Consider the following 24,743-nt stretch of genomic DNA (forward strand, 5'->3'; position numbering starts at 1 on the left):
GAGTGAAAACCACGGGAAAATACCAGCCGAAGCATCATATTCGCTTTGTAACGGCGTCAAGTTTATTTGACGGTCACGATGCTTCCATCAATATTATGCGCAGAATTCTTCAGTCAAGCGGAGCAGAGGTCATCCACCTTGGCCATAACCGCTCGGTCGAGGAAGTCGTTAACGCTGCGATTCAAGAGGACGCCCAAGGAATCGCGATTTCTTCCTATCAAGGCGGACACGTCGAATATTTTAAATACATGCACGATTTACTGAAAGAAAAAGGTGCACCGCACATTCGCCTTTACGGTGGCGGGGGCGGTGTCATTATCCCTCGGGAAATAAATGAGCTTCATGAATACGGAATTGCCCGCATTTTCTCGCCAGAAGACGGCCGCACGCTTGGCCTTCAAGGCATGATTGACCAAATGATTAAGGAATGTGATTTTTCAACCATTAACTCCGATATCAGCGAGCAAATCGAAAAGCTTCCAACTGGCGATGTGAATGCCATTGCTAAGCTAATTACCTTGGCAGAGCTTCATGTTGATAAGCGGAACGAAGCAGCAGCAACAGCGGAAGAAGTGCTTGAACAAGTGAAGTCGCTTGAGAAGGGTATCCCGGTAGTCGGTATTACAGGTACCGGCGGAGCCGGAAAAAGCTCGTTAACGGACGAATTAATCCGCCGCTTTATCAACGAACTTCCTGACAAAAAAGTCGCGATTCTATCCGTGGACCCAACTAAGCAAAAAACAGGCGGCGCGCTCCTTGGTGACCGGATTCGCATGAATGCAATTTTTTCACCAAATGTCTATATGCGCAGTCTAGCGACAAGACATTCAAAAAACGAGCTTTCACTGGCCATTAAAGACGCCGTTGCGGTGACAAAGGCTGCTGGTTTTGACCTTGTTATCGTTGAAACAAGCGGGATTGGCCAAGGTGACGCTGAAATCACCGAAATTTGTGATGTATCGCTATATGTGATGACCTCTGAATTCGGGGCGCCGTCCCAACTGGAAAAAATCGACATGATTGATTTTGCCGACCTAATTGTTATTAATAAATTTGAACGTAAGGGTTCAGAGGACGCCAAACGTCAAGTGCAAAAACAATACCAGCGCAGCCATATGCTGTTTGAAAAAGATTCATCAGAAATGCCGGTATACGGAACGATTGCCAGCCAGTTCAATGACCATGGCACGAACGCCTTGTTCGCCGCCCTTATTGAAAAAATTAACGAAAAAATGGACACCGATTGGGTGACTTCTTTTAACAAAAATGCCGTTGTGGAAAAGCAAAATGTAATTATCCCAACCGACCGCCGCTATTATTTGCGTGAAATCTCGGAAACAGTGCGCGGTTATCATAAGAAAGCCGAAGAGCAAGCGAATTTGGCCCGGAAAATATTCCAGCTCGAGGGGGCGATGGCGGCTGTCCTCGAACGCGACCCTAGCGGTGCGGTGTATCCAGCGTTAGAGGTCCTTAAACTAGAGGCTGAAGCACAATTAACGCCAGAATCAAAGAAAATTCTCGACAGCTGGGAAGAAACAAAGAAAGCCTATTCCGGCGATCAATTTGTCACCAGAATCCGTGATAAAGAGATTATTACCATTTTAAAAACAAAGAGCTTATCTGGACTGGATATTCCAAAAGTAGCTCTGCCGAAATATAAGGATTACGGTGAAATCCTCCGTTGGGTGTACCGCGAAAATGTACCGGGGTCCTTCCCTTATACAGCAGGCGTTTTCCCATTCAAGCGGGAAGGGGAAGATCCAAAACGTCAGTTTGCTGGAGAAGGAACACCGGAAAGAACGAACCGCCGTTTCCACTACTTATCGAAGGATGACGATGCGAAACGTTTAAGTACTGCATTTGACTCAGTGACGCTTTACGGTGAGGATCCCGATTATCGCCCAGATATTTATGGAAAAGTCGGCGAAAGCGGCGTTAGCATTTGTACGTTAGACGATATGAAAAAGCTATATGACGGCTTTGACCTTTGCCATCCATCGACGTCAGTATCGATGACGATTAATGGTCCGGCACCGATCATTTTAGCGATGTTCATGAACACAGCGATTGATCAGCAGGTTAAGCGGAAAGAAGAAGAACTTGGCCGTGTGTTAACGGTAGAAGAGTTCGCCGAAGTTCGCGCTTATACACTGCGGACCGTTCGCGGAACTGTGCAGGCTGATATATTAAAAGAAGACCAAGGTCAAAACACTTGTATTTTTTCAACCGAATTTGCCTTAAGGATGATGGGGGATATTCAGCAATATTTCATTGACCATCAAGTGCGCAACTATTATTCCGTTTCGATTTCCGGCTATCACATTGCCGAAGCAGGAGCGAATCCAATTTCGCAATTAGCGTTTACCTTGTCAAACGGCTTTACCTATGTGGAGTACTACTTAAGTCGCGGCATGAAAATCGATGATTTTGCTCCAAACCTGTCGTTCTTTTTCTCTAACGGCTTAGACCCTGAATATACCGTCATTGGCCGTGTGGCCCGCCGCATTTGGGCGACGGTAATGCGCGATAAATATGGCGCGAATGAACGAAGCCAAAAGCTGAAGTACCATGTTCAGACATCCGGCCGTTCGCTGCATGCCCAAGAAATCGACTTTAATGATATTCGCACGACGCTGCAGGCATTAATGGCCTTACATGATAACTGTAACTCGCTGCATACGAATGCTTATGATGAGGCAATTACAACGCCAACTGAAGAATCGGTGCGCCGGGCAATGGCGATTCAAATGATTATCACAAAAGAACACGGTTTAACGAAAAACGAAAACCCGCTTCAAGGTTCGTTCATTGCCGAAGAATTGACAGACCTAGTCGAAGAAGCCGTTTTACAAGAATTCGAACGCTTGAATGACCGCGGCGGCGTACTTGGCTCCATGGAGACACAGTACCAGCGCGGCAAGATTCAGGATGAATCGATGTACTATGAAATGAAAAAGCATACCGGTGAACTGCCTATTATCGGCGTTAATACGTATATGAATCCGAATCCTCCGTCTGAGGAAGACGTCAACAATATGGAATTGGCTAGGGCCACGATCGAGGAAAAGGAACTGCAAATTCATAATTTGCGCGCCTTCCAGGAAAGTCATGCCGGCGAATCTTCAGAGGCGCTTAAACGTCTCAAAGCAGCGGCCGTTAACAATGGCAATGTTTTTGCCGAATTAATGGAAACTGTAAAAGTAGCCAGTCTAGGCCAAATTACCCGCGCTCTTTACGAGGTGGGCGGGCAATACCGAAGAAATATGTAAGTAATGGCACCATGTGGAGATTTCACATGGTGCCTAAAACCGTTGTTTTACAAAAAGCAATTATCTTATATAATCGAACTAGTGGACAAACTTCGTAGATCATGGCAGGTGTGGACGAATGAAGTTAAGAACGATGATCATCATTTTAATAATTTTTGCCTGGCCATTATACTATTTGTATGAACTTCAATTAGGCGCCATTTCGTTTTTGCTACTAGCCATCTTCTTTCTTGTTATTTCCATCAAGGAATTAAAAAAATTCAAGAACAAAGACGACTAGCTATAAAATTCGAGGGATTGGTCAACTAGAACTAGCATAAACGGCAAGAATTTGTTTATAATGAAGAATATGCAAAATGGTAGAAATGCCCTTAATCACTCAATAAAGAGTGTTAAATAGAGAAAGGAAGTGCCAATATTGAGTTTAGCACAATACTCAAAAGAGCAATTGCAAGAGTTATCGCTCATCGAAATGGCTTACGAATTTTTAAAAAATAGCAAGCAACCAATCTCCTTCCATGATTTAGTGAAAGAAATCCAAAAGGCTGCTGATATTTCTGAATCAGAAGTCCGCTCACGCTTGGCACAATTCTATACAGACATGAACATAGATGGCCGCTTCCTATCATTAGGAGAGAATCGCTGGGGGCTTCGCGTTTGGTATCCAGTTGATACGGCGGAGGAAGAAGTTGTGACCGCTGTGAAACCGAAGAAGAAAAAGGCGAAGAAAGTGGTCGATGAAGAGGATCTTGACGATTACGATGAATTGGATGAAGAAGATTACGATGACGTCGATGAATTTGACGAAGATGATCTGCTTGATGATGAAGAAGAGGCCTTTGATGAAATCGATGAAGTGGATGAATTTGAGGATGATGACGACGAAGACGTCATTGAAGACGAAGAGGAATTTGAACTTGACGAAGAAGATGATTTAGATGATGACCTTGATGATGAGGCTGAATTAGACGAAGAAGAAGACGAAGACTTGTAATTTTTCGTCGGGTATCGGCTTGACTTTTCATCCGTGCCCTTGTATTATCTTTTTTGGGCTCCTTAAAAAAGGACGATACATTATTTACTAACTATGCGCTCCCTTACCAATGCGTAAGCGGAGCGCTTTTTATTTTGATTGAAATTTTTCATTGACTTTGAGAATGGTCCAGCTACAGCGCCTAGGGGCTCGAGTCATAACCCAATCCGTCGAGAAGGTTAAAAGGCAACCTTCACGCCGGCTTGTCTTATGCTTGTCGCCCCTGAACAAGGCGCTTTCGCTTTTCTGGTTTCGTTTGAAAAATTTTTGCAAAACTCCCATTAACAATCCGAATAATGTACAAACTGTATAAGAGGGGGAATATTTAATGACAAAATATATTTTTGTAACCGGTGGTGTCGTTTCATCACTTGGAAAGGGAATTACCGCAGCATCCTTAGGGCGCTTATTGAAAAATCGAGGGTTAAATGTAACGATTCAAAAATTTGACCCGTACATTAACGTGGATCCAGGAACGATGAGTCCTTATCAGCACGGTGAAGTGTTCGTAACCGATGACGGTGCAGAAACGGATTTGGACTTAGGCCACTATGAGCGTTTTATTGATATTAACCTAAACAAGTACTCAAACGTAACAACTGGAAAAATCTATTCAACCGTTTTACGCAAAGAGCGCCGCGGCGAGTATTTGGGTGCAACTGTTCAGGTTATTCCGCACATTACCAATGAAATTAAGGAGCGCTGTTTCCGTGCTGGCAACGAAACGAATGCCGATGTGGTCATTACGGAAATCGGTGGAACAGTGGGTGACATTGAATCACTGCCGTTTTTAGAAGCGATTCGCCAAATCAAGAGTGATATCGGCAGCGAAAACGTTATGTACATTCATTGTACGTTGATCCCGTATATCAAGGCAGCTGGTGAAATGAAAACAAAGCCGACCCAGCACAGCGTGAAGGAGCTTCGCAGCCTTGGTATTCAGCCAAATATCATCGTCGTTCGTACGGAAATGCCTGTTTCTCAGGACATGAAGGACAAAATCGCCTTGTTCTGTGATATCGACTCTAAAGCAGTCATTGAATGCCGTGACGCCGACACACTTTATTCGATTCCACTCGCCCTTCAAGAGCAAAATATGGATCAGATTGTCTGCGATCACTTGAAGTTAGCGACTCCGGAAGCAGAAATGACGGAGTGGAAAGCACTTGTCGACCGTGTGTTAAACCTTTCCGGCAAAACACGCATCGGCCTTGTTGGAAAATATGTTGAACTTCAAGATGCTTATATTTCTGTTGTTGAAGCCATGAAACATGCTGGTTATGCATTTGATACGGACGTTGAAATTAAATGGATTAACTCTGAAAACGTGACACGTGAGAACGTTGCGGAGCTCTTGGATAATGTCGATGGCGTCCTTGTTCCGGGCGGTTTCGGTGATCGCGGAATTGAAGGGAAAATTGAAGCAACCCGCTATGCCCGTGAACAGAAGAAGCCGTTCCTCGGCATTTGTTTAGGCATGCAGCTGGCGACGATTGAATTTGCCCGCAACGTGCTCGGGCTTGCTGATGCCCATTCGGCAGAGTTTGTGCCTGAGACAGCCCACCCAATCATCGACCTGCTTCCAGAGCAAAAGGATGTTGAGGATCTGGGCGGTACATTGCGTTTAGGACTCTATCCTGCTCGTCTGGTTGAGGGTACAAAGGCAATGGAAGCTTACGAAGAAAAGGTAGTGTACGAACGTCACCGCCACCGTTATGAGTTTAACAATCACTTCCGTCAAGAAATGGAAGCGGCAGGCTTGGTGTTCTCAGGTACAAGTCCTGACGGCCGTCTAGTAGAAATCATCGAGTTAAAGGACCATCCGTGGTTTGTGGCATCCCAGTTCCATCCGGAATTCGTCTCAAGACCGACACGTCCACAGCCATTATTCCGTGATTTTATTAAAGCAACGATTCAAAAATAAAGAATTTTGGTAAAGGCCAGTCCTCGGACTGGTCTTAATTTTTGTAAATAATGTCTAAATGGACAAAACCATATAAAAAATAGACAAAACATCGGAAAAAATAGACAAACACTTTGAAAAAATAAACAAAACACCGAAAAAAATAGACAATCATGCCTCAAAAATAGACAAAACAAAAAAACGGCCCCTGTTTAAGGCCGTTTTACTCCTCATATTCTGCCAAAATCTCATCAATCGTGAATTTTAAGCCATGATACACAAACAAACCAGCCATCCCAGCCGGATATCCGTATCGATTTCCGAAATCATCGGGTAATAAGCCTTTCGTCAGCCGCAAATCGATATGAACATCGGCAAGCGCATCCAATCCGCCCTCAGCATCAACCGTAGAAACCGCAACAAACGGGATTCCTTTCTCTTGAAGCTGGCCCGCAAGCTCCAAAGCCGATTCATCATCAGAACGGCGCGTAAATATCAGCACCCGGTCGGCTGCACTTAGCCCGTCGACACTTGTGAAGCTTTTTGCCAACTTAAGCGGTTCCGCCCCTTCTAAAGCCTCAAATTCAACAGCCTTCATTTCTTTCGCACCATAAATATAAATTGAACGCCCCTGAGCAAGCAGTCGGGCCCCATCCTCAAAGGAAAATTCCTCTTTTTCCTCAAGCCTCTTAAACAAACCTGTTAATTGAGTTGTGAACATTTTTAACATGATAATCCTCCTTATCGCACCCCTATTATAGCCTTTTTGAAAAAATTCCACAAAATAACATTATTCTAGGCGAAATTTATGCAGGAATTTATAATTAAAAAGTAGAAGTATAACAAGTGAGTGATTAGGTGAATTTTACTAAAAATTTAGAATCTATCAAATCGGGAAGAGGTGGAAGTATGAAAGAGAAAATTTTAATCGTTGACGATCAATTTGGTATTCGCATTTTACTTAATGAGGTATTTCAGAAGGAAGGGTATCAAACATTCCAGGCGGCGAATGGCGTGCAGGCACTTGATATTGTAACAAAGCATGACCCTGACCTAGTCCTATTGGATATGAAAATCCCGGGAATGGACGGAATCGAAATTTTGAAGCGAATGAAAGTCATCGACCCAGACATCCGAGTGATCATTATGACCGCCTACGGAGAATTGGATATGATTCAGGAAGCAAAAGACCTTGGTGCCATCACTCATTTTGCTAAACCATTTGATATTGACGATATCCGTGCTGCCGTACGAAAGCACATTCCACAAAAAGCAAACTAAGCTTTGCAAAATCAAAACGTCATTGTTCAAAAAAAATAACCATTTTACCAGACAAAAAGGCAGATAAATGCCTTTTTTTCATACATAAAGTGCAAATAGTAAAATGGCTACGCTTTCATTGTGACACTTTTAAAAACACTGTTCGATTAATAGCATTTCTACTTTTATTCTGATATGATACATATGAACTTTGACCCGGTTGCTATCTTTTCTCAGTTGAATACATATTCAATAAATTTAGGGAAATCATTTATATGAAAAGATATCGACTTACTTTAAGGAGGAATAGAAATGCCATTAGTTTCGATGACAGAAATGCTTAACAAGGCGAAGGCGGAAGGCTACGCGGTTGGGCAATTTAACCTTAATAACTTAGAGTTTACCCAAGCAATTCTTCAAGCTGCTGAAGCAGAAAAATCACCAGTTATCCTTGGTGTATCTGAAGGGGCAGCTCGTTATATGTCCGGCTTCAAAACAGTAGTAAAAATGGTAGAGGGCTTATTGGAAGATTTAAAAATCACAGTTCCAGTAGCAATCCACTTAGACCATGGTTCAAGCTTTGAAAAATGTAAAGAAGCGATTGATGCAGGTTTTACGTCTGTTATGATCGATGCTTCCCACCACCCATTTGAAGAAAACATTGAAATTACTTCTAAAGTAGTGGAATATGCTCATTCAAAAGGTGTTTCTGTTGAAGCAGAATTAGGAACTGTCGGCGGCCAAGAGGACGATGTTGTCGCTGAAGGTGTTATCTATGCAGATCCAAAAGAGTGTGATGAGCTAGTGAAGCGCACAGGCATCGACTGCCTTGCTCCTGCATTAGGTTCAGTTCACGGCCCTTACAAAGGCGAACCAAACCTTGGTTTTGTGGAAATGGAAGAAATCGGCAAGATTACTGGACTTCCGCTTGTTCTTCACGGTGGAACTGGTATCCCTACAAAGGATATCCAAAAATCTGTTTCACTAGGAACAGCTAAAATCAATGTGAACACTGAAAACCAAATTGCCTCTGCACGGGTTGTTCGTGAAACATTGGCAGCTAAACCAAATGAATATGATCCACGTAAATACTTAGGACCAGCTCGCGATGCCATTAAAGAAACAGTTATCGGCAAAATGCGTGAATTCGGTTCTTCAGGCAGAGCGTAAGACAAAAACGCCATTTATGGCAGTTTTTGTTGTTTGCTGTATTTGTGATAAAATAAAAACCGCCCTTACCTTGAGGGCGGTTTCAGTGTGTTAAAAAGAAACAGAAAATTTTGTCGAAAAACGGAGGAGAAACTATGAAATTTTTTATTGATACAGCAAATTTAGATGAAATCCGTGAAGTACATGAACTAGGCTTATTAGCTGGTGTTACGACAAATCCATCCCTTGTTGCCCGCGAACAAGGCGTTTCGTTCCATGACCGTATTCGAGAAATTGCGGCACTCGTTCCTGGGTCTGTCAGTGCGGAAGTTATCGCCCTTGATGCAGAAGGCATGATTCGTGAAGGAGAAGAGCTAGCGGCGATTGCTCCAAATATTACGATTAAAGTTCCAATGACTCCAGACGGATTAAAAGCATGTCATCATTTTTCAAAAAAAGGAATCACTACAAACGTAACCTTGATTTTTAATGCCAATCAAGCATTGCTTGCAGCACGAGCAGGCGCTACATATGTTTCCCCATTCCTTGGCAGATTAGATGATATCGGCCAAAATGGTTTAGATCTCATTTCACAGGTTGCCGATATTTTTGCCGTTCATGGTCTTGAAACCCAAATCATCGCAGCCTCTATTCGCAACCCAATCCATGTAACAGAAGCAGCATTAAGAGGAGCGGATATTGCGACCATTCCATACAAAGTATTAATCGGCTTGTTCCATCATCCATTAACAGATAAAGGAATCGAAGGATTCTTAAAAGACTGGAACTCTCGTAAATAAGCTTAATAACTATGGGAATTTCAGTAAGCCTGATTTACTGGATTCCTAATATCTTCCGCAGTTTTTCCATTTTCGAACAAATTTTTTTATTATGGATACATGAAAATAAAATTTTGGTGTAAACTAAAGGATAGACAAGCTGTCGGAATTTGACTTTTTATGTTGGAAAAATATACCTTGAGCCTATTTCGCTAATAAAGATGTTTTTTTATAAATGAGTGTAAGCGCATTCGGAAAACAGCTCTTTAGATGCGAAGACTTTTAAGCTTAGAAGGGAGTCGAAAATGGAAAAACTTAAAATTGCCGGGGGATATCCACTAAAGGGAACGGTTCGAATTAGCGGAGCTAAAAATAGTGCCGTTGCCTTAATTCCCGCTACCATTTTAGCAGAATCACCAGTGACAATCGAAGGCTTGCCAGAAATTTCGGACGTGGAAATCTTAAAGGATTTGCTTGAAGAAATTGGCGGCAGCGTAGAAATATCGAATGATGAAATGACCGTTGATCCATCAAAAATGATTTCGATGCCACTACCAAACGGAAAAGTTAAGAAACTGCGGGCCTCTTATTATTTAATGGGTGCAATGCTCGGGCGCTTTAAAAAGGCGGTCATCGGCTTGCCGGGGGGCTGCCATCTAGGACCTAGACCGATAGATCAGCATATTAAAGGCTTTGAAGCACTGGGTGCACAAATCACAAACGAACAAGGGGCGATTTATTTGCGGGCCGATGAGCTTCGCGGTGCACGAATCTACCTCGATGTCGTCAGTGTTGGTGCCACCATTAATATAATGCTGGCTGCGGTCAGAGCAAAAGGCCGGACGGTCATTGAAAATGCCGCAAAAGAGCCGGAGATTATTGATGTAGCTACCCTGTTAACGAACATGGGGGCGAAAATTAAAGGTGCCGGAACTGATGTTATCCGAATTGATGGGGTCGAAACCCTGCACGGCTGCCGCCATACGATTATTCCTGACCGAATTGAAGCAGGAACGTATATGATTTTAGGGGCTGCCGTTGGTGAAGGTGTCCTCATCGACAATGTCATCCCGCAGCACTTAGAATCGTTGATTGCCAAACTGCGCGAAATGGGCGTTTATATCGAGTCAGGTAACGATCAGGTGTTTGTCGACGGCGGGGTTGCGAAGCTCAAGGCCGTTGATATCAAAACGCTCGTCTATCCTGGTTTCCCAACCGACCTGCAGCAGCCATTTACAACTCTTTTGACAAAAGCTACAGGCTCAAGTGTCGTCACCGATACCATTTACGGGGCTCGCTTTAAGCATATTGATGAATTGAGAAGAATGAACGCCAATATTAAGGTCGAAGGGCGCTCGGCGATTATTAACGGCCCTGTTCAGCTGCAGGGGGCGAAAGTGAAAGCAAGTGATCTCCGTGCTGGAGCGGCTCTCTTCATTGCCGGGCTCATGGCAGAAGGAATTACCGAAGTAACCGGCCTTGAGCACATTGATCGCGGCTACTCAAGCCTAGTTGAAAAATTAAATGGCCTGGGCGCTACAGTATGGCGTGAATCTTTAACAAAAGAAGAAGTAGAACAATTGAAAAATACTTAGAAAAGCGGAAGCGCCTTGTCCAGGGGCGACAAGCATAAGACGAGCCGGCGTGAAGGTTGCTTTTTAACCTTCTCGACGGATTGGCTTATGACCTCGAGCCCCTAGGCGCTGTAGCTAGACAGTAATCGAATTTATATAACGAGAAAACGGGGGATGGAATTCATGGAAAGAAGCTTAACGATGGAACTTGTCCGCGTCACAGAAGGAGCAGCACTTGCATCTGCTCGCTGGATGGGCCGCGGGAAAAAGGATGAAGCCGACGGTGCAGCCACATCAGCAATGCGCGATGTATTCGACACTGTTCCAATGAAAGGTACCGTTGTCATTGGTGAAGGGGAAATGGATGAAGCTCCAATGCTCTACATCGGCGAAAAGCTCGGAACCGGCTACGGTCCGCGCGTTGATGTGGCTGTTGACCCGCTCGAAGGCACCAATATTTTAGCTTCTGGCGGCTGGAACGCTTTGGCTGTTCTAGCGGTTGCCGATCATGGAAACCTTCTTCATGCACCGGATATGTACATGGAAAAAATTGCAGTTGGCCCAGAAGCGGTTGGCTTGATTGATATCAATGCTTCGGTATTGGACAACCTTAAAGCTGTTGCCAAAGCGAAAAATAAGGATATTCAAGATGTCGTTGCGACGGTATTGAACCGTCCGCGCCACGAGCACATCATTGCCCAGCTTCGTGAAGCAGGCGCAAGGATTAAGCTGATTAATGATGGTGACGTCGCTGGTGCCATCAATACAGCATTCGACGATACCGGTGTCGATATCCTGTTTGGCTCTGGCGGTGCACCAGAGGGCGTTATTTCGGCGGTGGCGCTGAAATGCCTCGGCGGCGAAATCATGGGTAAACTTCTGCCGCAAAACGATGCCGAGCTTGAGCGCTGCATTAAAATGGGCTTAGATGTTAACCGTGTGCTCCGCATGGAGGATCTCGTCAAGGGTGACGACGCCATTTTTACTGCAACCGGCGTAACGGACGGCGAATTATTGCGCGGTGTTCAATTCAAAGGATCACATGCATCGACACACTCGATTGTTATGCGTGCCAAATCCGGCACCGTTCGCTTCATTGAAGGCCGTCACAGCTTGAAAAAGAAGCCAAATCTAGTTATTAAATAAAGATAGATATAAAGGGGGATTAGCCGACGGCTAGTCCCCCAAACTCCTACAACTCCAAGAGGAATCCTTCCGGGAAAAATTTCCAACTGAAGATCGAAAAAAATCTAGTTGATTATTTTTTTATATAGGGGGTAAAATAGATATTGTTTTTTATTGTTTTCTGCAAATCTATTCATTTCAATTCTACTTCTATTTCAATTCCTCTATTCTCTTAATTACCTATTGACTTTTCTTTACAAAAAGAAAGAGCGGATTCGAAGGAAAAATTTTAAAGTGTGGTGTACTAATGGACTTAACAATTTCTAGTTTAGAAAATATGAAGCTGAAGGAGCTTTATGAGCTTGCGCGCGAATATAAAGTGACCTATTACAGCAAATTAACAAAAAAAGAATTAATATTTGCGATTTTAAAATCCCGTGCCGAGCAGCAGGGCTATTTCTTCATGGAAGGCGTACTCGAAATCATTCAGTCGGAAGGTTTTGGTTTCTTACGTCCGATTAACTATTCGCCAAGTTCAGAGGATATTTATATTTCCGCCTCACAAATCCGCCGTTTTGACCTGCGCAACGGGGACAAGGTTTCTGGTAAGGTTCGTCCGCCAAAGGAAAATGAACGCTATTACGGCTTATTGCATGTGGAAGCGGTAAATGGCGAAGATCCAGAATCGGCGAAAGAACGTGTCTATTTCCCTGCGTTAACACCATTGTATCCAGATCGACAAATGAAGTTGGAAACGACTCAAAAGCATCTTTCAACAAGAATTATGGATGTTGTCGCACCGGTTGGTTTTGGCCAAAGGGGTCTGATTGTCGCACCTCCTAAAGCAGGTAAAACGATGCTGTTAAAAGAAATTGCTAACAGCATTACGACGAACCATCCTGATGTGGAATTAATCGTGCTATTGATTGATGAGCGTCCGGAAGAGGTTACCGATATCGAGCGTTCTGTTGCGGGTGATGTCGTCAGCTCAACGTTTGATGAAGTACCGGAAAATCATATTAAGGTCGCGGAGCTTGTGCTTGACCGTGCGATGCGTTTAGTAGAGCACAAACGTGATGTCGTGATTTTGATGGATAGTATTACACGTCTGGCACGTGCTTATAACCTCGTGATTCCGCCAAGCGGACGTACTTTGTCTGGTGGTATTGACCCAGCAGCGTTCCACCGTCCGAAGCGATTCTTCGGCGCGGCCCGTAATATTGAAGAGGGCGGCAGTTTGACGATTCTTGCTACGGCTCTTGTGGATACAGGTTCCCGTATGGATGATGTCATTTATGAGGAATTTAAAGGGACAGGCAATATGGAGCTGCATCTTGACCGTCAGCTTGCTGAGCGCCGTATTTTCCCTGCGCTTGATATCCGCCGTTCTGGAACGCGTAAGGAAGAATTGCTTATTCCGAAGGATCATCTTGATAAATTATGGGCGATTCGTAAGTCGATGTCCGATTCCCCGGATTTTGCGGAACGCTTCTTGAAAAAATTAAGACAGACAAAATCGAACGAAGAGTTCTTCGCGCAGCTGAATGAGGAACTGAAGTCACGCCGTTCCTAGTCTGAATAGAGGGGCTAGCCTGGTTTAGTCACTGGCTAGAGTTCCTTTTTCAAAAAAATCCCAACTTGCAAAAGTGGGGTACCCTTGTTATAATGGGTCCAGTGTGTTTTTAGTATTTCATGCTTGTTTTTCAGACAGGCATTTATATAACTCTGTTTCGAAAGATTCAGGGCGGAAGGAGATGAAAAGAATGAAAGCAGGAATTCATCCAAATTATAAAACAGTAACGGTGACATGCGCATGTGGTAACACATTTGAAACTGGTTCTGTTAAGAAAGAAATTCGCGTTGAAACTTGTTCAGAATGTCATCCATTCTATACTGGACGTCAAAAATTCGCTGAAGCTGGCGGACGTGTTGACCGTTTCAACAAAAAATACGGAATTAAGACTCAACAGCAATAATAATCGCCCAGAACAGGCAAGAGGAAACATTGACTTGCCTGTTTTTTATTTGAAAAAATTAACGTTTTTTACTATAAATAAGTTCTTGAATCAGGGTTCGTTTAGTGGAAGGAGACGCCGTTTATGTATTTAATGAAGCAAAGCGGATGGGTTGAGGTTATCTGCGGCAGTATGTTTTCTGGGAAGTCGGAGGAATTGATTCGTCGGGTTCGGCGGGCTCAATTTGCCAAACAAAAAATAGCTGTGTTTAAACCAAAAATTGATAATCGCTACAGTGAACAATCTGTGGTATCCCATAATGGCTCTTCTTTTCATGCGAAGCCCATTTCCCATTCGATCGAGATTCTTCATCATGTTGAAGCGGATATGGACATTATCGCGATAGATGAGGTTCAGTTTTTTGATGAAGGTATTGTACGCGTTGTGCAGCAGCTGGCTGACAGCGGCCACCGCGTTGTTTGCGCCGGTCTTGACATGGATTTCCGCGGCGAGCCGTTCGGGCAGATGCCAGAGTTGATGGCAATTGCGGAAACAGTGACAAAGCTTCAGGCTGTTTGTACGGTTTGTGGTTCACCTTCGAGCAGGACGCAGCGCCTGATTGACGGACGTCCTGCCTCATATCATGACCCGATAATCTTAGTGGGTGCGTCAGAAGCGTACGAGCCTCGCTGCCGTCACCATCATGAAGTGCCAAAAACAGCATCCTACCGCTCGGTTGTTGAGCAGGAAGTTTAGTTTGATACATAACTGTCTGGGAAGATTCTCGGGCAGTTTTTTGTGGTGTAAGATAAACTTAAGTCTGGAAAGAATTCACTTGTTCAGTCAATCAGAATACCGGGCATGATAGTACTGGGAGGTGTTTTATGCTGAAAAAGTGGATGTTTCTCTCAGTATTAATGCTTTTCACGTTGAGCGGCTGTCAGAGTAATCGCGATGATGACGCCAACAATTCTGCTTTTGACCTGCGAAAAGACAAAACAACTCCTAATTTTATGTCGAATCGTAATAATGGAGTCGAGCGCGATGTTGTGGAAGATGACATTACCGATCGAAATCCCAACTTTCTTAACCTAAACAGGTCGGGAGATCGAGCGGAATATGACGGCATAAATAATGGCAGTGATGTCGACAAGGCTAAAAAGGTTGTTAACGGAACGGACGAGTTTGTCATCGATTCCGTTTGGATGAATGGCGACCGAATGTGGGTGTCTGCTTATAAAAAAGGTATGCTCACAGACAGAGAAAGAATCGACGCCGAAGCGCGCCTCCATCGCAAGCTTGTTCAGGCCTTACCGCGTTACAATATTGAAGTTCGAGTGAAGGAAGATAGAAGATAACATGCTCTGTTTACAGGGCATGTTTTTTTTGTATGGAAAAATTGGTTTTGACGGAGGTTAATGCCTATACTATAATTAGAATGTTATGGACTAAAACTCGAGGTGAATAACTTGTTTGATCGTCTTCAATCCGTTGAAGATCGCTATGAAAGATTAAATGAACTTTTAAGCGATCCGGAAATTATTAATGATTCAAAAAAACTACGTGAATATTCAAAAGAACAATCTGACATACAAGAAACTGTGCAAACGTACCGCCAATACAAAGAGGCTCGCGAACAGCTTCAGGACGCAAAGGTAATGCTTGATGACAAGCTTGATGCCGACATGCGTGAAATGGTGAAGGAAGAAGTTAGTGAGCTTGAAGCCCAAATCGAAGAATTAGAAGCAAAAATGAAGATTCTTCTTATTCCGAAGGACCCGAACGATGATAAAAACGTTATCTTCGAAATCCGCGGTGCAGCTGGCGGAGATGAGGCAGCGTTGTTTGCGGGTTCGCTTTATCGTATGTATAGCCGTTATGCAGAAGCGCAGGGCTGGAAGACAGATTTGATTGATGCCAACCCAACAGGTCTTGGCGGCTACAAAGAAATCAGCTTTATGATTAATGGTACGGGTGCTTACTCCAAATTGAAATTTGAAAATGGTGCGCATCGTGTGCAACGTGTTCCGGAAACGGAATCAGGCGGACGCATTCATACTTCAACCGCAACGGTTGTTTGTTTGCCGGAAGCAGAAGAAGTGGAGATTGAAATCCACGATAAAGATATTCGTTTTGATGCGTTTGCCTCCAGCGGCGCTGGCGGACAGTCCGTTAATACAACGATGTCAGCCGTTCGTTTAACGCACATTCCAACGGGAATCGTGGTATCGTGTCAGGATGAGAAATCTCAGCATAAAAACAAAGACAAAGCGATGAAGGTATTACGTGCACGTGTGTACGATAAGTTCCAACAGGAAGCGCAAGCGGAATATGATCAAGTGCGTAAATCTGCGGTTGGTACGGGCGACCGTTCTGAGCGGATTCGTACCTACAACTTCCCGCAAAACCGCGTGACGGACCACCGCATTGGTTTAACGATTCAGAAGCTCGACCAAATATTAGAAGGCAAGCTTGATGAAATCATCGATGCGTTGATTATGGATGATCAAGCGAAAAGATTGGAAGAGGCCTCCAATGAGTAAAAAAGTATTTGAAGCTCTTAAATGGGCTTCTTCTTTTTTAATAAAAGCCAATCGGGATGAGAATGCAGGGGAATTGCTGCTGAGACATTTCACGGGGATGTCGCGGTCGCAGTTGTTTGCTAGTATGCATGACGTTTTAGAGCAGGAAGTTTTGACCCGCTTTGAGAAAGCCGTTCAGGAGCATATCGAAGGTGTACCGATTCAGTATATCATCGGTTCCGAAGAGTTTTATGGTCGGACGTTCCTAGTGAATGAAGAGGTGTTGATTCCGAGGCCGGAAACGGAGGAACTTGTTCATGGAACGCTGGAGAGAATCGAGCGGATGTTCCAGGGGCAAACCGAAATTAAGCTTGTTGATATCGGCACCGGCAGCGGAGCGATTGCGATTAGCTTGAAGCTGGAACAGCCAAACTTAAAGGTATTTGCGTCTGATATTGCGGAAGAATCCTTGAAAGTCGCAAAAGAAAACGCCCGCCTGTTAAACGCGGAAGTCGAATTCGTTCAAGGGGATTTGTTAAAGCCTTTTATTGGCGGCACGTTTGATGTCGTGATTTCCAATCCGCCCTATATTCCGACGGGCGATATCGTGACGATGTCCGAGGTGGTCACGGAGCATGAACCGCACCGGGCTTTGTTTGCCGGCGAGGATGGACTTGATTTTTATCGCCGATTCATGCACGAGCTGCCTGAGGTACTCGCGCCGCGCGCGTTGGTATGTTTCGAAATTGGGGCCGGTCAGGGCGAAGCGGTAGCGGAGCTTTTTCAAAAGGCCTTTGAAGAAGTTAAGGTTGAAATTGTGAATGATATAAACGGCAAGGACCGGATGGTGTTTGCGGAAATTGGCTTCGGAGAGTAGGGCTCCGGGGTCTTTTTTACTATATTAAAATTTACTAGTTTAAGATTCTTGGTTTCTGTCCACAATGAGGATAACGAAGGGACGGTGCTGAGAGTGAGAAGCAAAATGGTGGTTTGGGCTTACTTAGTGGTTTTATCATTGGGAACAATGTTGAATTTATATATGCCGAAGACGGAAGCTGCACAGAAGGAATCGATTGTAATTCCAGGGGAAGCGATTCGCCTCCGCATCTTAGCGAATAGTGATTTTGAGAAGGATCAGGCGATTAAGCGGAAGGTGCGCGACGCGGTGAATGCGCAGATTACCCTTTGGGTGCAGGATTTAACGTCGATGGAAAAAGCAAGAACGGTTATCAACGCGAAGCTGCCAGAGATTCAAGCGATTGCGGAGAAGGTTGTCGCGGAGCAGGGTTCAGACCAGTCGGTGAAAGTGGAATTTGGCAAGGTTCAGTTCCCGACAAAGCTCTACGGTCAGTTTTTATATCCTGCGGGAGAATATCAAGCGATTTTGATTACGTTAGGTAAAGGTGAAGGAGCGAATTGGTGGTGCGTGTTGTACCCGCCGTTATGCTTTCTGGATTTTTCAAATGGGGTTGCGGTAAGCAAGGGTTTTGATGAGAAAGAAAAGGTAGAAGCGCAAACGGTTACTGATGTGGAAGTGGAATCGGTAACGGAAAAAGCAGCAAAAGTGAAAGTCGATTCAGAAGTTACAACGGTAAAGAAACACGTAGCAACCGATCGACCTGTTAGAAAACAAGTAAAAGTGAAAGAGACTGTGGATAAATCAGCAAACGTTGTGGAAAATTACGCTTTAGCGAAGCAGGAAAAAGAATTTGCTGAACAAGCTGTTGAAGAGCCTGTGTATGAAAGAGATTTGGCTGAACAAGCTGTTGAAGAGCCTGTACAGGAAAAAGAAACACACAAAAAACCAGTGTACACAGCAGAGGACGAACAACCAGTAAAAGTGAAATTCTTCGTCGTTGAGATGTGGGAAAAGCTATTTGATTAAACTGCCAGTTCCAAAAATGGGACTGGTTTTTTTAATAGATTTGCTGGTTCTATTTTTTCTACCTTTTTAATATTCATAGAGTAGGAAATCATTAAAAGAGGTGGATAGGGATGGCAACATTCATTCGCAAGGCTGGTAAAGAGGACCTCGGTAAGTTGAGAGAGTTTTTGGAGAGGGCGAATCTTGGGACGGATGGAGTAAATGAGGAATCGATGGGTTGCTTTTTATTGCTAGAAGACGAGGAGGGCGCGCTTCAGGGCACGCTTGGCATGGAGGCTTACACGAATTTCGGTATGCTGCGCTCGCTGGTTGTTACGCCTGGACAAGCACAAAAGGAAATTTTCGTTTTGTTTGATCAGATGGTGCAATTGGCGAAAGAAAAAGGAATGCAAAGTCTATTTTTGGCAACAAATAAGAGTGCGACCTTGCCGTTTTTTGAATTAATGGGCTTTCAGAGAATCGGGCGGGGCGATTTGCCAGAGGAATTTTACGGCTCAAAACATATTCGACACGTTTTAAATGTGGATAACTCGTTATTTTTAAAATTTTCTTTATAGTTGTGGATATATCCACAAAGTTATCCACTATTTTCGGAAACTTATACACAATTTGTGGATAAAACTTGTATTTATCCACTCCTTCTTTTATACTTTCAAACGTACTAGGTGAAAAATATGAGTCTAATCGCCGTTTTTCGTCAAATTTCGATAAAAGACTCGTTTCTGATAAAGGTGGATAATGATGAATACGAAGGTTTGGAAAGTGGATAAGTTTGTGGATATCTTTGAAAGTAATCCACATATTGTGGATGCAGCGAATTTTTTACGGGAAAATGAAGTGGTGGCCTTGCCGACGGAGACGGTTTATGGCTTAGGGGGCAACGCCGAAAGTGATGAAGCGGTGGCGAAAATTTTTGCCGCAAAGGGCAGGCCTGGGGATAATCCGTTAATTATTCACATTGCGGATCGGGAACACCTTAATAGATTTGTGAAGGAGATTCCTCTGACGGCAGAGCGGTTAATGGATGCGTTTTGGCCGGGGCCGCTGACGATTATTTTTAAAAAGAAGGAAGGCGTTCTGTCGGAAAAGGCTACGGCAGGCCTAGGGACTGTGGCGGTAAGGATGCCGGATCATCCGGTGGCCCTGGCGCTGCTCCGTGCTTGCGAGTTGCCGATTGCGGCGCCCAGTGCAAACAGCTCTGGAAAGCCAAGCCCAACGAGTGCTGAGCATGTTCTCGATGATTTAAACGGGAAAATTGCCGGCGTGGTTGATGGAGGGGCGACAGGAGTTGGGGTTGAATCAACGGTGGTCGATTGTACGGATGGTATTCCAGTCATTTTGCGACCGGGCGGGGTGACGAGAGAGCAGCTTGCGGCAGTGATTGGCGAGGTGCAGGTGGATCCAGCTTTGATGGATGGGGCTGAGCGGCCAAAATCGCCGGGAATGAAATACAAGCATTACGCACCCAATGCCCCACTTTATTTGGTGTCAGGCACCAGCGAATTTTTTCAACGGATAGTGGAGGAAAAGGAGCGGGAAGGGCTTAAGGTCGGAGTGTTGACGACGGAAGAGTGTGAGGATCTGTTTGATGCGGATGTCGTGCTCGCTTGTGGACGAAGAGCGGAGCTGGAGACGGTTGCGGCGTCCCTGTATGATACGCTGCGCCGCTTTAATCAAATGAAGGTCGATATTATTTTCAGCGAGATGTTCCCGAATGAGGGCGTGGGACATGCGATCATGAACCGCCTTTTGAAGGCTGCTGGGAATAAAATAATTAGTGAATAGACTGACTGGCGCAATTAAAACATCTTGTCCTGCTATTGTGGGATTGGGTGTTTTTTTGTTGGCTAATATTTTTGATATTCCTGTTTCCTACGTGACCTAAAATAAAGATTTGCTCCCTGTTCGGTCACATAGCGGGGCTTTACGTTACCCAATACGCTGCTCCGGGCAAAGTTGGGTCGCGTAGACGGGCTCTACGTTACCCGATACGCTGCTCCGGGCAAAGCAGGGTCACGTAGCCGAGCACTACGTTACCCGATACGCTGCTCCGGGCAAAGTAGGGTCACGTAGCCGCGCTCTAAGTTACCCAACCAGGTGAGCCGGGCTGAGTTTGGTCACATAACCCTCTGAATATCCTTCTGCTCTCTGTTACTGACATCATTTTGAAATACTTTAGGGGAATTCCCAAGTGGGAGATTCCGTATAATTAAGGGGGGCGCCCAAATCGAGCCAAGCATCCAAATCGACCTCATGACTTCTAAAACATTTTGGACGTGCATATGCTGAAATAGTTAGTCCAAGGGGGCGAAGACAGATGTCGGAGATGTTCGGAGAAATCGTGACACTACTATTAATGGCATTTGCACTAGGTATGGATGCCTTTTCGGTCGCGCTCGGCATGGGGATGCACAAACTGCGGCTCAAAAAAATAATTGAAATTGGCATAACAATCGGCTTATTCCATGTATGGATGCCGCTTTTAGGCCTGGTTGCAGGGAAATTTTTATCAGCTAAATTTGGAGCCTTTGCCACCTTTATTGGCGGCTTACTTTTAATCATATTAGGCGCGCAAATGATATGGGCAAGCCTTAAAAAGGGTGAGGAAAGGGCTATGACGCCTGTAGGGTTTGGCCTACTCCTATTCGCGTTAAGTGTCAGTCTCGACAGCTTTTCTGTCGGCCTATCCTTAGGTATCTACGGCGCCAAGACGATTTTGGTGATATTATGCTTTGGAATTGTTGCCACCGTGCAAACATGGGCGGGACTGCTGCTCGGAAGAAAGGTCCGCGGCTGGATGGGGGCCTATAGCGAGGCGCTTGGCGGTGCAATATTACTGGCTTTTGGCTTAAAATTGCTCGTGTCATTTTGGTAATTTTTCTAAAAATTATCAGGTTTGCCTTCTCGATATGATAGAATTATAGAATATATGAATCTATTAAGTTTAGAGGAGGGGCAGCAGGTGCAGCCCAAAAAATTTGTATGGCTCTGATCGTAATCTCTTATTCATTAGTTCCGGTACTAGCACCAGCCGAAACGGCCTCAGAAATCCATTTATTCGAAAAAGTAACCGACCAAACGATGGTCATTTAAGGGAAAACGATTGAAAGTGCAAACGTGTCAGTGGATAACAATGTTAACGGTGTCAGGCACCAGTAATCATAAATGGACGTTTGGCATGGTTTGAATGGTGGGGATTTGTTTTATAATAGGAGGAAGGGGGCGTTTATGGTGCAGCGCATTTTGTTTGTTTGTACGGGGAATACGTGCCGAAGTCCGATGGCGGAAGTGATATTAAGAAATAAGAAGGTCAATGGGATTGAAGTCAGGTCCGCGGGAATTTACGCGGCCCATGGCAGTGAGGCGTCGGCGCATGCGAAACAGGTGTTAGATAACAACAAGCTGGAGCATGACCACCGTTCTACATTATTAACGAAAAAAGAGGTAGATTGGGCGGAATTGATTTTAACGATGACCTCTATCCACAAATTTGCCATCCAGCAGCAATATCCTCATTCGCTCGATAAGGTGTTTACGCTGAAAGAATATACCGGGGAATCATTCGATCATGATGTCAGCGATCCATACGGTGGCAGTTATGCCGTATACGAACAAACCTATTATGAACTGGAAAAATTAATCGATAAAACAATTGAAAAAATAAAATCTTAAGCAAGCTCTCTTCGAAAGAGGGCTTTTTTCCTTTATATTTTTCAGGCGGTATGTCAAAATTAAAAGAAGATGAGTTGATTTTCTAGGAGGGTTTTTAAGTGAAAGTAGCATTAGCATCGGATCATGGCGGGATTAATATTCGGAAGGAAATTGCCCATTTGCTTGATGAATTAAAAATAGAATATGTGGATTTTGGCTGTGAGTGTGAAACATCTGTTGATTATCCGGATTATGCGCTCCCTGTTGCCGAAAAGGTCGCTAGCGGCGAGTTTGACAGAGGGATCCTGATCTGTGGAACGGGAATTGGCATGAGTATTGCCGCGAACAAGGTAAAAGGAGTCCGCTGTGCTCTTGTACATGACACGTTCAGTGCGAAAGCAACACGGGCACATAATGATTCCAATATGCTTGCGATGGGTGAACGTGTTATTGGTCCAGGACTTGCCCGAGATATTGCGCAAATTTGGCTTACGGGTGAATTTGAAGGCGGACGCCATGCTGGTCGTGTCGGTAAAATCACGGAATACGAAAATAAGCATCTGTAAGGTAAAAACTTTTTTTCCAGAAAGGTCGAGGTGTCGATGATTCAAGAATGGGAAAAAGAACTTGAAACCATTTTATCCGAATTTAAAGAGATTGCGTCGTTGAAACCGGGAGAGCTGCTGGTAGTTGGCTGCAGCACGAGTGAGGTTATCGGCGAGCGCATCGGGACGGCTGGTACCTTTGACGTCGCCGCGATGATTTTTCGCAGTTTAAAAAAACTTCAGGCGGACACGGGTATCGAGTTGGCGTTCCAATGCTGCGAACATCTTAATCGGGCCTTGGTTGTGGAACGTTCAGTGGCCGAAGAGCGCCGTTATGATGAGGTTTCCGTTGTTCCTGCTCGTACGGCAGGCGGGGCAATGGCCACTTATGCTTTCGAAAGCATGGACAATGCGGTTGTCGTGGAGTTCGTAAAGGCGGAGGCGGGAATTGACATTGGCCATACGTTAATGGGGATGCACTTGAAACATGTCGCTGTACCGGTGCGAGTGAAGCAGAAAAGCGTTGGACATGCCCACGTTACGCTGGCGAAAACTCGGCCGAAGCTAATTGGCGGAGCTAGAGCGGTATATGAGCGAAAAGACGAAAATTCGAGTTGTTCTTAAGTTTAATGTTCGTAATTTGAACTTGAACAAATAGAAAAACAGAATTTTCTTTCGGTATTTTATTGAAAAAACGAAAAATGTTTCCCTTTTATTTTGCTTGGGTTTCGTGTTAAAATAAAAAAGGAATTTTCGAAATAGTCCATAGTTTTTTACATACAAGGGGGATAATCATGAAGCATTTGTCTCAAGCCGACGAACAGGTATTTCAAGCGATTCAAAAAGAACTTGGCCGTCAACGTTCTAAAATCGAATTAATTGCCTCAGAAAACTTTGTAAGTGAAGCCGTAATGGAGGCACAAGGGTCAGTTTTAACGAACAAATATGCAGAAGGCTATCCAGCTCGCCGCTACTATGGCGGTTGTGAATATGTTGATATCGTCGAAGATCTTGCCCGCGACCGTGCGAAGCAAATTTTTGGAGCAGAATATGTCAATGTTCAGCCTCATTCCGGAGCACAAGCCAACATGGCGGTTTACTTCACCATCTTAGAGCAAGGCGACACAGTGCTTGGCATGAATTTATCCCACGGCGGCCACTTAACACACGGCAGCCCAGTTAACTTTAGTGGTATTCAATATAATTTCGTTGAATACGGTGTTGATGAAACAACACACCGCATCAATTATGATGACGTTCGTGCGAAAGCGTTAGAGCATAAGCCAAAGCTCATTGTTGCTGGTGCCAGCGCCTACCCGCGCGCCATCGATTTTGCGAAGTTCCGTGAAATTGCCGATGAAGTCGGCGCTTACTTAATGGTGGATATGGCGCACATCGCTGGTCTTGTTGCAGCAGGTCTGCACCAAAATCCAGTGCCATACGCAGATTTCGTGACTACAACTACACATAAAACATTACGCGGTCCTCGCGGAGGAATGATTCTTTGCAAAGAGGAATTCGGCAAAAAGATTGATAAATCTATTTTCCCTGGCATCCAGGGCGGTCCGCTTATGCACGTAATCGCAGCAAAAGCCGTTGCTTTTGGCGAAGCACTGGAGGACAGCTTCAAAGAGTATGCTGGAAACATTATCGCCAATGCCCAGCGCTTAGCTGACAGCCTTGTAAAAGAAGGCTTAACTTTAGTATCCGGCGGTACTGACAACCACTTATTGTTAGTGGATGTGACAAGCCTAGGTTTAACAGGAAAAGTGGCTGAAAAAGTATTGGACGAAATCGGTATCACCGTTAATAAAAACACGATTCCATTCGATCAGAATAGCCCGTTTGTGACAAGTGGTGTTCGTATTGGAACAGCAGCAGTTACTTCTCGCGGCTTTGGTTTAGCGGATATGGACGAGATTGCTTCGATCATTGCCTTCACTTTGAAAAATCATGAGGATGAAGCAACGCTTGCAGAAGCGCGCGGACGCGTTGAAGCCTTAACTAGCAAATTTACATTATATCCAGAATATTAAACAGCAGAGAATCGGCCTAACTATGTTCAAGTTAGGTCGATTTTTTTTGAATAATCA

General features: G+C 44.5%; 24 protein-coding genes. 23 read left to right on the forward strand and 1 reads right to left on the reverse strand.

Features of this window, described 5'->3' with window-relative positions:
* Positions 1-2 precede the first annotated feature (2 nt).
* The 4 genes from icmF to ABES02_RS18485 all read left to right on the forward strand — a co-directional run bounded on the left by icmF (position 3) and on the right by ABES02_RS18485 (position 6,226).
* Positions 3-3,269, forward strand: a complete 3,267-nt coding sequence (gene icmF / locus ABES02_RS18470; RefSeq protein WP_430138047.1) for a fused isobutyryl-CoA mutase/GTPase IcmF — start codon at positions 3-5, stop codon at positions 3,267-3,269.
* Between the two features lie 118 nt (positions 3,270-3,387).
* Entirely contained in the window at positions 3,388-3,549 is a 162-nt protein-coding gene (locus ABES02_RS18475; RefSeq protein WP_430138050.1) for a hypothetical protein, read from the forward strand.
* A 138-nt stretch (positions 3,550-3,687) separates the two neighbouring features.
* The gene (rpoE, locus tag ABES02_RS18480) at positions 3,688-4,263 is read left to right on the forward strand and encodes a DNA-directed RNA polymerase subunit delta (protein WP_430138053.1); all 576 of its coding nucleotides are present in this window, start codon (positions 3,688-3,690) and stop codon (positions 4,261-4,263) included.
* Between the two features lie 367 nt (positions 4,264-4,630).
* Positions 4,631-6,226 (forward strand): CTP synthase, encoded by a 1,596-nt coding sequence (locus tag ABES02_RS18485; RefSeq protein WP_430138056.1) that lies wholly within the window; start codon positions 4,631-4,633, stop codon positions 6,224-6,226.
* A 202-nt stretch (positions 6,227-6,428) separates the two neighbouring features.
* Here ABES02_RS18485 and ABES02_RS18490 read toward each other — a convergent pair whose 3' ends face one another.
* Complete coding sequence (locus ABES02_RS18490; protein ID WP_430138059.1) at positions 6,429-6,935, reverse strand: DUF2529 domain-containing protein; 507 nt, start codon at positions 6,933-6,935, stop codon at positions 6,429-6,431.
* Positions 6,936-7,114: 179 nt separating this feature from the next.
* On the opposite strand from ABES02_RS18490, the gene ABES02_RS18495 reads away from it, so the two are divergent.
* The 19 genes from ABES02_RS18495 to glyA all read left to right on the forward strand — a co-directional run bounded on the left by ABES02_RS18495 (position 7,115) and on the right by glyA (position 24,686).
* Entirely contained in the window at positions 7,115-7,486 is a 372-nt protein-coding gene (locus ABES02_RS18495) for a response regulator (protein ID WP_223594925.1), read from the forward strand.
* 291 nt (positions 7,487-7,777) lie between these two features.
* Positions 7,778-8,635, forward strand: a complete 858-nt coding sequence (locus tag ABES02_RS18500; protein ID WP_430138061.1) for a class II fructose-bisphosphate aldolase — start codon at positions 7,778-7,780, stop codon at positions 8,633-8,635.
* A 134-nt stretch (positions 8,636-8,769) separates the two neighbouring features.
* A complete protein-coding gene (fsa, locus tag ABES02_RS18505; RefSeq protein WP_430138064.1) occupies positions 8,770-9,414 on the forward strand; it encodes a fructose-6-phosphate aldolase in 645 nt (214 codons plus the stop codon).
* A gap of 284 nt (positions 9,415-9,698) precedes the next feature.
* On the forward strand, positions 9,699-10,988 hold the full coding sequence (locus ABES02_RS18510) for a UDP-N-acetylglucosamine 1-carboxyvinyltransferase (RefSeq protein WP_430138067.1): 1,290 nt from the start codon (positions 9,699-9,701) through the stop codon (positions 10,986-10,988).
* A gap of 162 nt (positions 10,989-11,150) precedes the next feature.
* Positions 11,151-12,113 (forward strand): class II fructose-bisphosphatase, encoded by a 963-nt coding sequence (gene glpX / locus ABES02_RS18515; protein WP_430138070.1) that lies wholly within the window; start codon positions 11,151-11,153, stop codon positions 12,111-12,113.
* A gap of 286 nt (positions 12,114-12,399) precedes the next feature.
* On the forward strand, positions 12,400-13,665 hold the full coding sequence (gene rho / locus ABES02_RS18520; protein ID WP_430138073.1) for a transcription termination factor Rho: 1,266 nt from the start codon (positions 12,400-12,402) through the stop codon (positions 13,663-13,665).
* A 190-nt stretch (positions 13,666-13,855) separates the two neighbouring features.
* Positions 13,856-14,068 (forward strand): 50S ribosomal protein L31, encoded by a 213-nt coding sequence (gene rpmE, locus ABES02_RS18525; protein ID WP_430138076.1) that lies wholly within the window; start codon positions 13,856-13,858, stop codon positions 14,066-14,068.
* Between the two features lie 123 nt (positions 14,069-14,191).
* Entirely contained in the window at positions 14,192-14,803 is a 612-nt protein-coding gene (locus ABES02_RS18530) for a thymidine kinase (RefSeq protein ID WP_430138079.1), read from the forward strand.
* 128 nt (positions 14,804-14,931) lie between these two features.
* A complete protein-coding gene (locus ABES02_RS18535; RefSeq protein WP_430138082.1) occupies positions 14,932-15,405 on the forward strand; it encodes a hypothetical protein in 474 nt (157 codons plus the stop codon).
* Between the two features lie 111 nt (positions 15,406-15,516).
* A complete protein-coding gene (prfA, locus tag ABES02_RS18540; RefSeq protein WP_430138085.1) occupies positions 15,517-16,590 on the forward strand; it encodes a peptide chain release factor 1 in 1,074 nt (357 codons plus the stop codon).
* Positions 16,583-17,446, forward strand: a complete 864-nt coding sequence (prmC, locus tag ABES02_RS18545; RefSeq protein WP_430138362.1) for a peptide chain release factor N(5)-glutamine methyltransferase — start codon at positions 16,583-16,585, stop codon at positions 17,444-17,446. The genes prfA and prmC overlap by 8 nt, the downstream gene beginning before the upstream one ends.
* Positions 17,447-17,539: 93 nt before the next feature.
* Positions 17,540-18,454 (forward strand): stage II sporulation protein R, encoded by a 915-nt coding sequence (gene spoIIR, locus ABES02_RS18550; protein ID WP_430138088.1) that lies wholly within the window; start codon positions 17,540-17,542, stop codon positions 18,452-18,454.
* Between the two features lie 110 nt (positions 18,455-18,564).
* A complete protein-coding gene (locus ABES02_RS18555) occupies positions 18,565-19,011 on the forward strand; it encodes a GNAT family N-acetyltransferase (protein WP_430138091.1) in 447 nt (148 codons plus the stop codon).
* Between the two features lie 184 nt (positions 19,012-19,195).
* Positions 19,196-20,239 (forward strand): L-threonylcarbamoyladenylate synthase, encoded by a 1,044-nt coding sequence (locus ABES02_RS18560; RefSeq protein ID WP_430138094.1) that lies wholly within the window; start codon positions 19,196-19,198, stop codon positions 20,237-20,239.
* A gap of 532 nt (positions 20,240-20,771) precedes the next feature.
* Positions 20,772-21,329, forward strand: coding sequence for a manganese efflux pump MntP family protein (locus ABES02_RS18565; protein ID WP_430138096.1), 558 nt, complete (start codon positions 20,772-20,774; stop codon positions 21,327-21,329).
* A 353-nt stretch (positions 21,330-21,682) separates the two neighbouring features.
* Positions 21,683-22,126, forward strand: coding sequence for a low molecular weight protein arginine phosphatase (locus ABES02_RS18570; RefSeq protein WP_430138099.1), 444 nt, complete (start codon positions 21,683-21,685; stop codon positions 22,124-22,126).
* 98 nt (positions 22,127-22,224) lie between these two features.
* Positions 22,225-22,671 carry a ribose 5-phosphate isomerase B gene (gene rpiB, locus ABES02_RS18575; protein ID WP_430138102.1) on the forward strand — a complete coding sequence of 149 codons (447 nt, stop codon included), beginning with the start codon at positions 22,225-22,227 and terminating at the stop codon, positions 22,669-22,671.
* A 36-nt stretch (positions 22,672-22,707) separates the two neighbouring features.
* Positions 22,708-23,274: a TIGR01440 family protein gene (locus tag ABES02_RS18580; RefSeq protein WP_430138104.1), complete on the forward strand. Its 567-nt coding sequence runs from the start codon at positions 22,708-22,710 to the stop codon at positions 23,272-23,274.
* A 170-nt stretch (positions 23,275-23,444) separates the two neighbouring features.
* Entirely contained in the window at positions 23,445-24,686 is a 1,242-nt protein-coding gene (glyA, locus tag ABES02_RS18585; RefSeq protein WP_430138106.1) for a serine hydroxymethyltransferase, read from the forward strand.
* Positions 24,687-24,743 lie beyond the last annotated feature (57 nt).

This window comes from Neobacillus pocheonensis, from assembly GCF_050477905.1.
Taxonomy (GTDB): domain Bacteria; phylum Bacillota; class Bacilli; order Bacillales; family Cytobacillaceae; genus Neobacillus; species Neobacillus pocheonensis_A.

Bases quoted from the DNA above. Each gene is read 5' to 3' on its own strand.
- ABES02_RS18475 (WP_430138050.1), top strand. From the start codon at position 3,388: ATGAAGTTAAGAACGATGATCATCATTTTAATAATTTTTGCCTGGCCA.
- ABES02_RS18485 (WP_430138056.1), top strand. From the start codon at position 4,631: ATGACAAAATATATTTTTGTAACCGGTGGTGTCGTTTCATCACTTGGA.
- ABES02_RS18490 (WP_430138059.1), bottom strand. From the start codon at position 6,935: ATGTTAAAAATGTTCACAACTCAATTAACAGGTTTGTTTAAGAGGCTT.
- ABES02_RS18495 (WP_223594925.1), top strand. From the start codon at position 7,115: ATGAAAGAGAAAATTTTAATCGTTGACGATCAATTTGGTATTCGCATT.
- ABES02_RS18500 (WP_430138061.1), top strand. From the start codon at position 7,778: ATGCCATTAGTTTCGATGACAGAAATGCTTAACAAGGCGAAGGCGGAA.
- fsa (WP_430138064.1), top strand. From the start codon at position 8,770: ATGAAATTTTTTATTGATACAGCAAATTTAGATGAAATCCGTGAAGTA.
- ABES02_RS18510 (WP_430138067.1), top strand. From the start codon at position 9,699: ATGGAAAAACTTAAAATTGCCGGGGGATATCCACTAAAGGGAACGGTT.
- glpX (WP_430138070.1), top strand. From the start codon at position 11,151: ATGGAAAGAAGCTTAACGATGGAACTTGTCCGCGTCACAGAAGGAGCA.
- rho (WP_430138073.1), top strand. From the start codon at position 12,400: ATGGACTTAACAATTTCTAGTTTAGAAAATATGAAGCTGAAGGAGCTT.
- rpmE (WP_430138076.1), top strand. From the start codon at position 13,856: ATGAAAGCAGGAATTCATCCAAATTATAAAACAGTAACGGTGACATGC.
- ABES02_RS18530 (WP_430138079.1), top strand. From the start codon at position 14,192: ATGTATTTAATGAAGCAAAGCGGATGGGTTGAGGTTATCTGCGGCAGT.
- ABES02_RS18535 (WP_430138082.1), top strand. From the start codon at position 14,932: ATGCTGAAAAAGTGGATGTTTCTCTCAGTATTAATGCTTTTCACGTTG.
- prmC (WP_430138362.1), top strand. From the start codon at position 16,583: ATGAGTAAAAAAGTATTTGAAGCTCTTAAATGGGCTTCTTCTTTTTTA.
- ABES02_RS18555 (WP_430138091.1), top strand. From the start codon at position 18,565: ATGGCAACATTCATTCGCAAGGCTGGTAAAGAGGACCTCGGTAAGTTG.
- ABES02_RS18560 (WP_430138094.1), top strand. From the start codon at position 19,196: ATGAATACGAAGGTTTGGAAAGTGGATAAGTTTGTGGATATCTTTGAA.
- ABES02_RS18565 (WP_430138096.1), top strand. From the start codon at position 20,772: ATGTCGGAGATGTTCGGAGAAATCGTGACACTACTATTAATGGCATTT.
- ABES02_RS18570 (WP_430138099.1), top strand. From the start codon at position 21,683: ATGGTGCAGCGCATTTTGTTTGTTTGTACGGGGAATACGTGCCGAAGT.
- ABES02_RS18580 (WP_430138104.1), top strand. From the start codon at position 22,708: ATGATTCAAGAATGGGAAAAAGAACTTGAAACCATTTTATCCGAATTT.
- glyA (WP_430138106.1), top strand. From the start codon at position 23,445: ATGAAGCATTTGTCTCAAGCCGACGAACAGGTATTTCAAGCGATTCAA.